We start from the raw sequence: 13,402 nt of genomic DNA on the forward strand, positions 1-13,402 counted from the left end.
AGAGATCCGGGCCGCGACCGGCCGGGACCCCCTCACTCACCGCGGACGCCGCGTGCGCAGTGAGCGGTGCAGGATCTGCGGGTTGCCCAGCCGGCGGCGCAACTCCTTCTCCAGACCCGCGATCGGGTAGAGGTTCTGCGGCGCCCGCGGATCCTTGATCTCGCTGCTCGCGTACCGCACCAGCACGGCCTGGCTCAGATACGCCAGCTCGACGGCCTCGGCCGCGGCCAGGTCGGCGCTGCACTCCACCCGTACGATCCCGGCCCAGGGCGCTCCCTCGCGGTAGGGCAGGCGCAGGTACCAGGAAAACCGTTTCCAGTTCGTGCCCATCCGGAAGACCGGTGTGCGCTGCCCGGGTTCGAGCTGCGCGACGAGCCGGTTCTGTTCCACCTCCAGGTACCGGCTGTGGTGGGTCTTGATGTAGCCGAGGGTACGGGGGAGATGTTGCCGGCCGCGCAACGGACCGTCGACCACCAGCAGGTCACCCTCCTGCTGTGAGGGGGCGAGCTGGTCGCGGGCCGCCACGGCCGTCACCACCTCGAGATCGGCCAGGCGCTGCTGCAGCTCGGCCGACAGCAGCTGCGGCAGAGGGGTGGCCGGGTCGGCGTCGGTGATGTGCGCGTGGTAGTTCCCACCGGGGGCGTCGATGGTCGAGGCAGTGACCGCCGTGGTGAACAGTCCCCGCCGGATCTGGCTGCCCACGACCCGGGCGGTGTTCCCGGCCGCGGTGTGCTGGCACAACGTCACTCCGGAGGCGTACGACGCGCAGAGACCGAGAGCGACCCCGTCGTCCAGGTCGTCCACCCGTTCGGGCTGACTGATCCAGATCCGGGCGTCCACCCGCCGCACCCCGTCCACGAAGAGCACGGTCTGCGGATGCTTCACACCCGGTCGCGGGGAGACCGCCCGCCACCGGTCGGCCGGGACCTCGATGTCCACCTCGAGCTCGGCCTCCGAACCGGCCAGCCCGTCCTGCTCCTCGGTGGCGAAGGTCGTGCCGTAGCTGGGGTCCCACGCCTCGACCGAATAGGTCATGGGGACGGTGATCGTCACAGGTTCTGCCTCTCCACCCTCGAGGTCTGAGCATCACGCCGCACGTTGAAGCGCACGGGCACCCGGTCGGCCAGCGCCGGCACGTGCGTGATCACGCCGACCATCCGCTCGCCCCGCGCCAGGTTCTCCAGCGTGCCCGCCACTGTCTCCAGCGTGTCGGGGTCGAGCGTGCCGAAACCCTCGTCCAGGAAGATGGAGTCGAGGCGCGCACCACCCGCGCTGGAGAGCTGCGACATCTGCGACGACAGGGCCAGGGCCATCGCCAGGCTGGCCTGGAACGTCTCCCCGCCGGACAGGGTCTTCACCGAACGCCGGGCGTCGGCGTCGGTGTGGTCCACCACCACCAGGTCACCCTTGTCGTCGTGGTCGAGGTCGAACTGCCCGTTGGACAGGCGCAGCAGCGTGTCCGACGCCTCGATCACCAGGCTCTCCAGCGCCGCCGTGGCCAGCCAGCGCGGGAACTTGTCGGTGCGCAGCAGGTCACCGAGCATCTTCGCGACGTGCGCGTTCTGCTCCTGCGTCTCCCGCTCGCCCACCACGGTCGCGGCCTGCGCCCGCCGCTCGCGGATCCGGTCCAGCGCCGCGCGGGCCTCGGCGTGCGCGCCGGCCACGGCGGCCGGTGCGGTGGTCGCCAGATCCTCGCCCGTCACCGGGATCTCGTGCTGCTGGAGGACGCCCATCAGCTCACCTCTCAGGGCCCCGGCCTCCTCCCGCCGGTGGCCGGTGGCCTCGCGGGCACCGGTCAGCTCGCGATCCCGGGCGGCCGCCGCCGCGGAGCTCCAGGCCGTCAGGCCGGTCCACCCCTCCAGCAACCCCTCGGACGTCAGCTCCGGAGCCCCCAGCTGCACCACCTCGTCACGGGTGCGCCGCAGCCCCGCCCAGCCCTCGCTGAGCCGGCCGTCGAGATCCCGCAGCTTCCGCTGGGCCTGTTCACGGCCCTGCCGGGCCGAGCGCAGCGCGCCGTCCGTCTGCCGGGCCGCCTCCTCCAGGGCATCGATCTGCCGGATCTGCTCCCGTGCAGCATCTTCCGCGGGCGCGTCCGCGAGATCGGCCGTCAGCCGGGCGATGCGCTGCTCGGCCTGTCGCACCCGCTCACGGGCCCGCTCGGCCCGGGCCAGCCCGTCCGACTCGGCCGCCCGCGCCTTCCGCAGCTCGGCCTCGCCCGCCTCCAGCTCCTTGCCGGTGCTCTGCCGTTCGGCCTCGGCCCGCTCCAGATCGTGCCGGCCCGCGGTGATCTCCGTGGCCAGCATCCCGGCCCGCTCCGAAGCCCAGCCGATCAGCTGGTGCCAGGCCTCGACCAGCGAAAGATCCTCGACCGCCGGAGCTCCCAGGCCCACCAGCGGATCCCGCGCCCGCCCCAGCTCACCCCGGATCCGGGCCTGGGCCGCGGCCAGCTGCTCCGCCTGCCGACGCGCCCCGTCGGCCCGGGCCCGCGCCTGCCGCACCAGCCGGCCGGACTCACGCTGCCGGGCCTCGAGCGCCTCCAGCTCACCCAGCAGCCGCTCCGCGGTCGGGAGGTCGGGACACGCCCGGGGCACGTTGACCCGCAACTCCTCCATCCGGCGCCTGGCCGACTCCACCTGTGACTGCGCCGAACTCTCCGCCCGCGCCGCCGTGTTCCAGCGCGCCCGCGCCTTCTCGAGCGCACCCTCGGCCGTGGCGATGAGCGCATCGGCAGCCGCGAGTTCGGCGTCCGCCGCCGCGAGACCCGGGTGACCGCCCGTGCCCGCCGCGACTCCGGCAGCGCTCGGCCCGACCGGGGCGGCACCCGTGCGGGCGGATGAGTCGCCCCCTTCGGTAGCGGTACGGTCCAGGTTCGCGGGGGACGAAGAGACGGCCCCGGGCACCACGGCCACGTTCTGCGCGCAGACCGGGCAGTCTTCGCCGGCCACCAGATGCCCGCGCAAGGTCGAGGCCGCGTGCCGCAACTGCACCTCGTCGCGCCGCTGCCGGGTCTCACGCACGGCCACGACGCCCTGGTCCACCGCGGCGGAGGCCTTCTGCGCCGCCGCCCGGGCCTTCTCGTCGTCAGCCTCGAGCCCGGCCAGCCGCTCACCGAGCGCTGCGAGCTCTTCCAGCGTGACCTTGGCCCGCTCCAGCGGCACCCGCGGAGGACCGGCCTCGACCGCGGCCGTCGCCGTCTCGTCGGCCTTCTCCGCCTCGGCCAGCTCGGCCGTCGCCGAGTCCAGAGCGGTACCGGCACTCGTCAGGTCACGGTCCAGCTCGTCCAGGCCCGCCGGCGGGTACGGCCGCGTCAGCAGCTGGTACTGGGCCTCCAGATCGCTCACCCGGCGCCCCGCCTCGTCGGCCGTGCGCGCAGCCCGTTCGGAAGAAGTCTGAGCCTGTAGGTACCGCAGCTCCGCCGCCGTCACCTGATGCCCGGCCGCCTTGTGCTGCTCGCGGGCCTCGGCCTCGGCCCCGGTCAGGGAGGGCCGTTCCACGGTGAGGGCGCCCAGCTCGGTGCGGTCTTTCACCGCCCGCTCCAGCGGACCGCGGGCGGGAGCCGCCGAGAGCTGTTCCCGGGCAGCCGTGTCCGCCGCCTCGGCCACCGACTGGGCCGCACTCGCGGTGGAGGCGGCGGCCGACGCCTCGGACACCGCGCGGTCGATCTGCGACACCCCGTCGGGCACGACGATCGCGGCCAGCCGGTCTCGTTCGAGCCCGAGCCGGTCCTGCGTTCGCAGTGCCTCGGCCAGAGCGTTCTGGGCCGCGGCCAGCCCCGGGAGCACCGCCCGGACCTGGTCGACCAGCCCGGAGACCCGCTGCTCCCGGGCGGCCGCGGTGGTCTCGGCCTCGGCCGTGGCGTCACCGAGCTCGCCCAGCTGCCGGTCCAGGTGCTCCACCCGGTCGCGGGCCGACTGGGCCCGCTGGTTGGCCTCGCCCCGGATCAGCTCGTAGTGCTCGGCCCCGATCAGCCGCAGCAGGATCTCCTGCCGGTCTTTCGGCGTGGAGTGCAGGAATTCGGCAAAGGCGTTCTGCGGAAGCACCACACACTGCCGGAACTGCTCGAACGTCAGGCCCAGCAGCTTCTCGACGGCCTCGGTGACCTTGCTGTCGGCGGCGATCGACACCGTGTTCTCGTCCGGGTCGCCCCGGCTCTCCAGCGAGGGGAGCCGTTCCAGACGCTGGTTCCGGGCGCTGATCGAGGCGCCCGTGCGCCGCACCTCGCGCGCCACCACGTACCGGTGCCCGGCCAGCTCGAACACCAGCCGCACCACCGCCCGGTTGCCGTGCGGCGACAGCGCCATGCTGACCGCGTTCTTGCGCCCCCACCGGGGCGCCGACCCGAACAACGCGAACGTCATCGCGTCCACGATCGTCGACTTGCCCGAACCGGTGGGCCCGACGATCGCGAAGTAGTCGGCCTCCTCGAAGTCGACCAGGGCCCGCTCCCGGAACGAGGCGAAGCCCTCCATCTCCAGCAGGACCGGCCTCATGCCGGCATCTCCGTGCGATCGGCCGCGTCGGAGGCCGTCACTTCGTCACTCAGCTGCGCGAACAGCCTGGACACCGCATCGTCCTTCGCCCCCGACTGTTCCATGTACCGCTCGAACAGCTCCTGCGGGCTGCCCGTGGTGCGGTCGCGGTGCCGGGCGGAACGTTCGGCCGAGCCGGTGAACTCCGGGTCGATGCGGACCTCCAGCGCGTTCGGCAGCACGTCGCTGACCGCCTCGCGCAGCCCGGCCCGGGCCGGTTCCCGCACCAGCACCCGCAGATAGTCGTCACCGAGGTCGTCGGCCATCGCCTCCAGTTCGGCCACCGTGCCGTTCACCGTGCGCAGCCGGCGGGCCGAGGTGATCGGCACGTCGGTGATCTTGGCCGGGGTCGACGCCGTGGCCTCGACGATGCAGACCACCGACGGGTTGTCCTGCTCGCCGAAGTCCACGGCGAGGGGAGCGCCGCTGTACACCACCGGGCAGGCCGCGGGCAGGGTCTGCCGCCGGTGCAGGTGGCCCAGCGCGGCGTAGCTGCACTCGGCCGGGAACACGGTGGCCGGTACCGAGTACTCGAAGATGGACTGGGCCATCCGCTCACCGCCGCCGAACGCCCCGTTGGTCATGGTCAGGTGCGCCATCGCGAGATTCACCGTGTCGTCGTGGAACTCGCCGCACAGGGCACCCAGGATCTCGCGCACCATCTGGTCGTAGGCGCCGGAGCTCTCCGCGGGCGTCTGCGTCATCAGATGGGCGGCTCGCACCGCGTACCGCTGCGACAGGAACGGCAGCAGGGCCACGGAGGTGTCCTGCCCGTCGGACCGGGCCTTGAACTTCACCACGCCGCCCGATCCGGGGCGCCGGATGTTGCCCAGCAGCGTGATGCCGGCCCGGCCCATCAGTGGCCGGTAGGCGTCGAAACTACCCGGATGATCGTGGTTCCCGGCCAGAGCGATGACCTCGCACCCCAGGTCACGCAAAGACATCAGCGTGTGCACCACGAGCTGCTGCGCACTCGCGCCCGGTACCGCGTTCTCGTACAGGTCGCCCGAGACCAGTACGGCGTCCACCTCGTGGGTGCGCGCCACCTCGACGATCTCGCGCAGCACCGCCTTCTGCTCGTCGAGCCGGTCACGGCCCTTGAGCTGCTTCCCGACGTGCCAGTCGGACGTGTGCAGGAACTTCACGGCGGCTCGACTCCTTACGAAAGAGCAGGATCAGAAGGGGGGTTCGTCGTCTTCGAAAGTGGGAGGAAGGCGGGTGAAGACGCTGGGGGCCGGGGCGGTGCTCGTGCCACCGCTCGCGGGGGCCGGCAGTGCTACCAGATCTCCCGGGATGCACTCGGACAACCGGGTGGCCCAGGCCGGGAACGGGAACTCCACGGCCAGCGGCACCGGGATCTCCGGCTGGGTGACGAACATGGTGCCGGGTTTGGCCAGGGTGGCCCGCTGCCGTTGCGAGGGTGGCAGGAAGCCGTACTCCGGACGGCTGGCCTCGGCCGGGTCGAGCCGGCCCACCACTTTAATACTGCTGTTGCTGATGATGCGCCGCTCCACCTCGCTGGCGGTCTGCTGGGCACCGATCAGGATGATGCCGAGAGACCGCCCGCGCTCGGCGATGTCGAGCAGCGTGTCTTTGATCGGGCTGTTGCCCTCCCGGGGTGCGTACTTGTTCAGCTCATCGATCATCGTGAACAGCAGACTGCCGGTGCCGGAGGCCTCCTTGCGCCGGGTCTCGGCGGCCAGTACCACGCCCACCACGAACCGCTGCCCCCGTTCCTGCAGGTTGTGCAGGTCGACCACGGTGATCTGCTGGCCCTCGGTGGACACGACGCGCTCGTCGGACTTCTGCAGGTCTCCCCGCAGGATCTCGCGCAACGGCCGCACCGACGAGATGAGCCGCCGGATGAAGGCGTTCGCAGTGCCCTGCCCGATGGCCGGCCCGGCCCAGGTGCCGCGCGTGCTGTCGTCGCTGAGCTTCTCCACGACGAAGTCGACCAGGGCCTCGTAGGTGCGGACGGTCTTGCCCTCGATGGTCACCGCGCCGTCGACCCCGGCCGCCTGGGCCTCGAACTTCAGGCGGGTGGCGACGTTGTGCACGACCATCGTGTACTGGTTGCGCTCGTCCTCGACGTCGGCGAACACGTACGGCAGCAGGCCGTCGGCGCAGAACTCGGCCAGGGTCCACCAGAAGGCGCAGACGCCGCTGGTGCGACCGGTGACGTGGGGACGGCCCGTGGGGTCTTGCGGGGTCGGGGGAGCGAAGAACCCCACCGACTCGAACGGCACGGCGGGCAGGCCCAGCCCGGCGTAGTCGGCGCGCAGGTCGTCGTCCAGGCGCACGTTGGTCTTGTCGAGGAACAGCAGGTCTTCGCCCTTGACGCTGAACACCAGCGCCTTGGAGTTACGGCCGCCGCCCCCGAGCACACCGGAGCGGAAGATCGAGTGCATCAGCCACAGCGCGAAACTGGTCTTCGTGGCGACACCGGAGATGCCGCTGATCGAGACGTGGGCACCGCGCACACCGTTGAGGAACTCCAGGTTCAGGTACACCGGCTGACCGTCGCGCCCCAGCCCGACCGGAACCTTCTTGTCCATCTGGTCGAAATACAGGGCCCGGGCCCGTTCCTCGCCCTGCGCCCGGCGGACCGGCTCACCCGGGCGGGGCGGCACGTAGACCTCGGGGTCGACCCGGGTGGTGGTGATCTCGGCGATTTCCTGCACCTGGGCCGGGAGCACGCCGTCGGCGATGAGGAAGACGTCGGAGCCGAAGCTGGCGCCCTCGTGACGCGAGCGCACCTCGGTGACGATGCCCGACGTCATCACCGGCCCGACCCCGGGGATCAGGCGCTGGGTGACGACCACGTCGTCCAGCTGGAGGTAGGCGTCGGGGGCGACCGCGACGTGGAACTTCAGGGGCGTGGAGTCTTCGGTGCCGACCACCAACCCGACCGCGTCGCTCACTGGTGCATCCCTCGTTCCGTCAGGTCGTGCGTGCGTTGCTCTGTCTGTCGAAAAGAGACTAGGGAAGACCACCGACAAGATCGCCCCGGACTCACCGGGAACGCGGTCTTCAAAAGGTGCATTTCGGGCCGATACGATGAGGCGCATGACATCGCCGCAGGTGGAGAGTCTGCTGTCGTCCCTGAATTCTCAGCGCGAACATGTGCTGGGAATCCTGGAAGGACTGCCGGACGAAGACCTCCGAAGGCCCGCCCTGCCCTCCGGCTGGTCGTGCCTGGGTCTGGTGAGCCACCTGACCCACGACGTGGAGCGCTTCTGGTTCCAGGGCGTGGTCGCCGGGGTGAAAGAGGCGCAGGGGTCCGACGACGACCCGGACTACTGGCAGGTGCCGGCGAGGGTTGAATCGTCCACTGTTCTGGACGACTACCGAACCCACATCGCTCTCGCGAACGAGATCATCACCCGAACCGCGCTCGACCGGCCGCCCGCCTGGTGGCCGGGCTACTTCCCGATGCGGCACCGCGACCTGCACGAGACGATGCTGCACGTGATCACGGAGACTGCCTGTCACGCCGGACATCTCGATGCGGCGAGGGAACTGCTCGACGGTCGCCGCTGGCTGGTGCTCTGACGGCGGTTCAGGCCGGCGTTTCCTCGTCGCTGTGCCGGCGCGGCGGGTAGGGCATCGTCACCGCCCGGGAGACGAGATGGACCTCGGTGATGGCCTCGGCATCGGCAGCGGTGGCCGGTCTGACCTGGACGGTCAAGGTTTCTCCTTCGGGCCCCACGGCCACCACCAGTTGACGGGGCCGAGCGCGGCGACCAGCGCCGGGGCCAGGACACCCCGCACGATCGTGGCGTCGATGATGATGCCCAGGGCCAGGCCGGTGGCGAGGATCTTCACGTCGGCGGTGGGGATCTGGCTGAGGGAGACGAAGGCCAGGAACAGGATCAGGGCGGCGCTGGTGACGAGGCGCCCGGTGCGGGCGACACCGTGCACGGTGGCCTCGTCGGTGGTGTGGCCGGCGTCGTGCTCCTCCTTGATGCGGGAGAGCAGGAAGACCTCGTAGTCCATGGACAGGCCGAAGAGGAAGGCGAAGATGGCGATGGGGATCCAGACCGTCACCGCGCCCGAGGGCTGACGGTCGAAGAGCAGTTCGGTGCCGTGGCCGCCCTGCCAGATCCACACGGTGATGCCGAACGCGGCGCCCAGCGAGACGACGTTCAGCAGCAGGGCCTTGGCGGGCAGCGCGATCGAGCGCAGGGCCACGGCCAGCAGCACGAACGTGACCACGACGATGGCGATGAGGATCCACCAGGCGCTGCCGTACACGGTGTGGATGAAGTCCGCGTCCTGCGCCGGGATACCGCCCACCCGGGCCCCGAGATCCTCGGCGACCGTGCGGATCTCGGCGGCCACCGCGGCACCGGACGAGGAGCTGGCGTCGTCCTGGGTCCAGACGTCCACCACCGACTCACCGGCACCCGAGCGCCACTGTCCGGGCGCGGCCACGCCGCCCACCCCGTCCACTGTCCTGATCTTCTCGACCACCTCGGACGGTGTGTCGGTCAGGATCTCGACCGGTGCGGAGAGCCCGGCCCCCGGACCGTTGCCGTCGAGGCTGCGGACGGCCGTGGCGGCCGGGCCGGACCCGGCGGCGAGCGCGTCGTTGGTGGCCTGACCGAGCCGCAGCCCGAAACTCGGCACGGCCAGGATGATCAGGACCGCGGCGGCCGCGGTCGCCGCGACCCAGCGGTGCCGCACCACGAAACGGCCCACGCCGCGCCACAGTCGGCTCTCCGGATCGGTGGTGCGCCGGTGCGGCCAGCTCAGGCGCCGGCCCAGGATCAGCAGCAGTGCGGGCAGCAGGGTGAGCGACGCCGCGACGCTGAGCACCGGGATGAGCAGGCCGGTGTATCCGACGCTGCGGATGAAGGGCACCGGAACGGCGATGAGAGCGGCCAGGCTGACGGCCACCGTGATGCCGGAGAACAGGATTGACCGCCCGGCCGTCGACATGGCCGTGCGCACAGCCTCTTCCGGGGTGGATCCGTTCCCCGTCTCCTCCCGCCAGCGGGTCACGAGCAGCAGGGCGTAGTCGATCGCGACGCCCAGACCGATGAGGGCGAGAAGATATTGGACGACGAAACTCACGTCGGTGAGTCCGGTCAGTCCCCAGAGGATCAGGAAGGTCGTCAGGATCGAGGCGGCGGCGATGACGAGCGGCATCAGGGCCAGGAACGACCCGAACACCAGGGCCAGCACGATCGCGGCCCCGATCCCGCCGGCCAGGGTCTCGGCGAGCGGGTTGCCGCCGGTGTCGCCCTCCGCGAAATTGAGCGCGTCCCGGCCGGTCACCACCACGGGTGTGCCCAGTTCCCGGGTGAGTTCCTCCGCGGCCGGCCGCAACTGCGCCAGCGCCGAGGCGTAGGGCTGGTCCGAGGCGATCGGGATCGGATAGACCAGTACGACACCGGTTCTGCCGTCGTCCGCCAGCAGGTCGCTCTGATCGGCGTAGGTCGCGATCCGCGCTCCCGGCGCCGCCTTCGCCACCGCCTGGGCGATCGGTTCGGCCGCCGGTACCTCACTCGATCCGTCACCCACCACGAGCAACACCGGAGCCCCGATCCCCCCGGACCCGAACGTCTTCAGGATGTCCACGTTGGCCTCGTACCCCGGCTGCCCCGGAAGCCCGAAGTCGAAGGTCAGCCGCTGCGTGGCCCGCGGCGCCGCGAACCCCCCGAGCGCGGCCAGCACGATCCACAAGGCCACCACCCACCAGCGTCCGGCGATCACCAGGCGGGAGAGGGCAGTCATGGGCATTCCTCCGGCAGCGTCAGGGACTGGCCAAGATCACGTACTCACCACGGGGCACGTTACCCATACCGACCCGGCGTCGCCCGCCGAGGACCGTGCGGGTGCCGAATCCCGCCCGGTGGGTGGTCAGAGCCGTTCGAACGGCGGCGGGAAGTGGCTGGCTTCAGCAACCGCGGCCCACCGCCCGGCCAGAACCTCGGGCGGTACGGGCCGGGAGAACAGGTAGCCCTGCCCGTAGTGGTAGCCGAGTTCCTGCAGCAGGCGGCACTGTTCCTCGGTCTCGATGCCCTCGGCGACCGAGGCCAGGTCCAGGGCGTTGGCCATCTGGCTCACGGCGGTGGCGACCGCGGCCTGCCGGCCGACGGTGATGATCGACTCCACGAACGAGCGGTCCAGCTTGAGCGTGGTGACGGGGCAGGTCAGCAGGAGGCCGAGGGAGGAGGCCGCGGTGCCGAAGTCGTCCAGGGCCAGGCGAACGCCCATCTCCCGCAGTCGGAGCATCGCGTCGGTGGACTCCTGGTCGCCCAGGACGGCGGTCTCCGTCACCTCGATGCTGAGGTTGGCCACCGGCAGCTGGGTCTCGGCGAGCACCTTCAGTACCTCGTCGACGAATGTGCCGGAGCGCAACTGCCGTCCGGCGACGTTGACCCCGATGGCCAGGTGCTCGGCCTGGGGGTGGGCCTGCCGCCAGGCGGCGCCCTGGCGGCAGGCCTCGCCGAGGGCCCAGCGTCCGATGGGCACGATCAGGCCGGACTTCTCGGCCAGCGGGATGAAATCGGCGGGGGAGATCCGGCCCCGGGTCGGATGGTGCCACCGGATCAACGCCTCGACACCGGTCATCTCCATGTCTTCCAGCCGCACGATCGGCTGATACTCGAGCGTGAACTGGCCCTCGTCGACGGCCGTGGACATCTCGCGGATCAGGTCGGCCTCATCGTTGATGCGCATGCCCATTTCGTCGGTGTAGAGCGCCCACATGCCCTTACCCCGCTGCTTCGCCTCGTACATGGCGATGTCGGCGTTCTTCAGCAGGGTCGAGGGGTCGAAACCGGTCTGGGCCACGGCGATGCCGATGCTGGCCCGGGCGGCGACGCTGTGCTCGAGCATGTCCACGTCGTCGGCGAAGCTGCGCAGGATGTTCTCCGAGACCGACAGCGCATCGTTGAGGTCCGTGGCGGGCAGCAGAACGGCGAACTCGTCGCCGCCCAGCCGGGACACCAGGTCTTCCGGCCGGAGCGCCGCCCGTAGCCGCTGGGCCACCGAGACCAGCAGTGCGTCTCCCGCCGCGTGACCCATGGTGTCGTTGACCGTCTTGAAGTCGTCGAGGTCGATGAGCAGGACCGTGTGGGGCAGCTCCGGGGGGAGCATCGCCATCTCCTCCTGGAACCGCGTGCGGTTGACGAGGTCGGTGAGGGCGTCGTGGGTCGCCTGGTAGCGCAGCAGCGCGTCCTGGCCCTTCAGGTCTCCGAGCGCCACGTCGAGGCGCCGGATCAGACGGGTGTTGTCCTGGAAGGCGATCAGCTGCCGCCCGGCCACCAGTGCGGTGATCACCATGACGCCGGTGATCGCCCCCCACAGCTGGATGGACACGTCGGAGGGGAGTACCAGGAAGAACATCACGAAGGTGAACGCGACCATGCTGTACGGCAGCAGGCTGTAGGGTCGGCGCTTGGGACGCGGTTCGTTGCCCGAGATCCGGACCGTGATCTCCTGGATGCGGGGACCCATCGCGATCAGGAGCGAGGGCATCAGCCGGATGGCGAACGCGTACGGCCGGTCCTGCTGCTCGAAGAGATTGAGCAGGAAGGTGCTCAGCCCCTGGACGATCGGGGCGGCGACCATCGGCCAGGCGGCGATCCGGTCCATCGGCGGTGCGGGGCACAGGGCCACCTTGGTCGCCGCGAAAGCGGCCACGATCACCAGCGCCACGGTGAGACTGGCGGTGGCCCGGTCGGTGCTGCGGTCGATCGGGTTGACTGCGAAGCACCAGGCCAGCACTGCGCCACCGACCAGGACGGTGGCCGAGTCCATCCAGAAGATGACCTTCTCCCGGCCCGACTGCGGTCCCTGGGGGAAGATCAGGCAGGCCAGCACGTTGCTCGACATGCCGACCGCGAAGAACGCGCTCTGGACGGCGCCGCCGTCCATCGAGGGCCGGTCGAGGCCCAGCACCATCGCGAACGCCTGATAGCTGTCGCCCAGGGTGAAGGACGTTCCGGCGAAGGCGATGAACGACCAGAAGCGCCGGTACCGGACGGGCGCGAGATGCCGGAGCCGCCACGCGCCGACTGCCAGCGCCGCGTCCATGGGGATCTGGCTGATCCAGTAGATCTGAACCCGGCGGGCCAGGTCGTCGGGAAAGACCAGGAACAGGAATGCCGCCACCAGGGTCAGCGCGACCAGTCCCCGCAGGACCGGATCGCGCAGCAGACCGGTCAGCGGACGGATCGGAACCGCCTGCTCAACCACTGTGGGGTCCTTCCTGAGAATGCCTACGCCCCAGGCCATCGGCTTCGGCGCGGTGATTCTTGACATCTCAGACACGGAACCGGCCCCGGGCATCCTGAACGGTCCCGGACAGGCATCCGCGCATGAGTTTCTCTCCCACCGATCATGTTGCCCAGGCAACTAGTTCTGGGCGGTCCATCGGTCGGAACGCACGGGTGATGAGGCATCACCGTGACCCCGGAGGGTGGCCACCCAGATGGGCCAGTATGTCACTCAGGGTCAGAACGCCCAGGTCGGTAGCCCTCAGGGGTTATGCCGGAACCGCCCGATAACTACGATGGGCGGCTTCCGAGACGGCGGAGGGGCATCATGAAGGGGCAATTCAGTGTGCTCGTGGGGGAGCTACGAGCATCCGGGGGCAAGGCCGAGTCGGCGGCCGGCACGGTCGGCCAGCTCGATCCCGGCCGTGAGCTGGACTCGGCGGGGAAGGGGATCCCCGGGGCCGACAGCATCGCGGCGCTGACCCAGGTGGGCAGCAAGTGGGAGAGCGACCTCAAGTCCTGGCACGACCAGATGCAGACCTTCGGCGAGCACCTCGATGTCGCGGCCGACGACTACCAGCGAGGGGACGACGTGGGCGCCGAAGAGTTCTCGAAGCTGGTGCCCGGCGGCCGGTGAACGCGCGG

The 13,402-nt window shown here is 70.6% G+C and carries 9 protein-coding genes; 2 read left to right on the plus strand and 7 right to left on the minus strand.

Features of this window, described 5'->3' with window-relative positions; genetic code table 11:
- Positions 1-36: 36 nt before the first annotated feature.
- From LR393_RS02530 to LR393_RS02545, 4 genes are read right to left on the minus strand one after another with little or no spacing between them, the layout of a single operon-like run.
- On the minus strand, positions 37-1,053 hold the full coding sequence (locus tag LR393_RS02530) for a hypothetical protein (RefSeq protein ID WP_231481322.1): 1,017 nt from the start codon (positions 1,051-1,053) through the stop codon (positions 37-39).
- The gene (locus LR393_RS02535) at positions 1,050-4,490 is read right to left on the minus strand and encodes an AAA family ATPase (RefSeq protein WP_231481323.1); all 3,441 of its coding nucleotides are present in this window, start codon (positions 4,488-4,490) and stop codon (positions 1,050-1,052) included. The genes LR393_RS02530 and LR393_RS02535 overlap by 4 nt, the downstream gene beginning before the upstream one ends.
- Positions 4,487-5,674 carry an exonuclease SbcCD subunit D gene (locus LR393_RS02540; protein ID WP_231481324.1) on the minus strand — a complete coding sequence of 396 codons (1,188 nt, stop codon included), beginning with the start codon at positions 5,672-5,674 and terminating at the stop codon, positions 4,487-4,489. Before LR393_RS02540 ends, LR393_RS02535 begins: the two co-directional genes overlap by 4 nt.
- Positions 5,675-5,704: 30 nt before the next feature.
- Positions 5,705-7,450, minus strand: coding sequence for an ATP-binding protein (locus LR393_RS02545; RefSeq protein WP_231481325.1), 1,746 nt, complete (start codon positions 7,448-7,450; stop codon positions 5,705-5,707).
- 145 nt (positions 7,451-7,595) lie between these two features.
- On the opposite strand from LR393_RS02545, the gene LR393_RS02550 reads away from it, so the two are divergent.
- Positions 7,596-8,081 (plus strand): DinB family protein, encoded by a 486-nt coding sequence (locus tag LR393_RS02550; RefSeq protein WP_231481326.1) that lies wholly within the window; start codon positions 7,596-7,598, stop codon positions 8,079-8,081.
- 7 nt (positions 8,082-8,088) lie between these two features.
- On the opposite strand, the gene LR393_RS34900 is transcribed toward LR393_RS02550, so the two are convergent.
- The 3 genes from LR393_RS34900 to LR393_RS36120 all read right to left on the minus strand — a co-directional run bounded on the left by LR393_RS34900 (position 8,089) and on the right by LR393_RS36120 (position 12,737).
- Complete coding sequence (locus LR393_RS34900; protein WP_269326471.1) at positions 8,089-8,217, minus strand: hypothetical protein; 129 nt, start codon at positions 8,215-8,217, stop codon at positions 8,089-8,091.
- Positions 8,214-10,268, minus strand: coding sequence for an MMPL family transporter (locus tag LR393_RS02555; RefSeq protein ID WP_231481327.1), 2,055 nt, complete (start codon positions 10,266-10,268; stop codon positions 8,214-8,216). Before LR393_RS02555 ends, LR393_RS34900 begins: the two co-directional genes overlap by 4 nt.
- A gap of 126 nt (positions 10,269-10,394) precedes the next feature.
- The gene (locus LR393_RS36120; RefSeq protein WP_231481328.1) at positions 10,395-12,737 is read right to left on the minus strand and encodes a putative bifunctional diguanylate cyclase/phosphodiesterase; all 2,343 of its coding nucleotides are present in this window, start codon (positions 12,735-12,737) and stop codon (positions 10,395-10,397) included.
- Between the two features lie 348 nt (positions 12,738-13,085).
- Here LR393_RS36120 and LR393_RS02565 point away from each other — a divergent pair, with 348 nt between their 5' ends.
- Entirely contained in the window at positions 13,086-13,394 is a 309-nt protein-coding gene (locus tag LR393_RS02565; protein ID WP_231481329.1) for a type VII secretion target, read from the plus strand.
- The last annotated feature ends 8 nt before the right edge of the window (positions 13,395-13,402 follow it).

This window comes from Kineosporia mesophila (assembly GCF_021129235.1).
GTDB classification, from domain to species: domain Bacteria; phylum Actinomycetota; class Actinomycetes; order Actinomycetales; family Kineosporiaceae; genus Kineosporia; species Kineosporia mesophila.

What these genes read in the sequence shown, in the direction of transcription:
- LR393_RS02535 (WP_231481323.1), bottom strand. Translation starts at nt 4,490, where the DNA reads ATGAGGCCGGTCCTGCTGGAGATGGAGGGCTTCGCCTCGTTCCGGGAG.
- LR393_RS02550 (WP_231481326.1), top strand. Translation starts at nt 7,596, where the DNA reads ATGACATCGCCGCAGGTGGAGAGTCTGCTGTCGTCCCTGAATTCTCAG.
- LR393_RS02555 (WP_231481327.1), bottom strand. Translation starts at nt 10,268, where the DNA reads ATGACTGCCCTCTCCCGCCTGGTGATCGCCGGACGCTGGTGGGTGGTG.
- LR393_RS02565 (WP_231481329.1), top strand. Translation starts at nt 13,086, where the DNA reads ATGAAGGGGCAATTCAGTGTGCTCGTGGGGGAGCTACGAGCATCCGGG.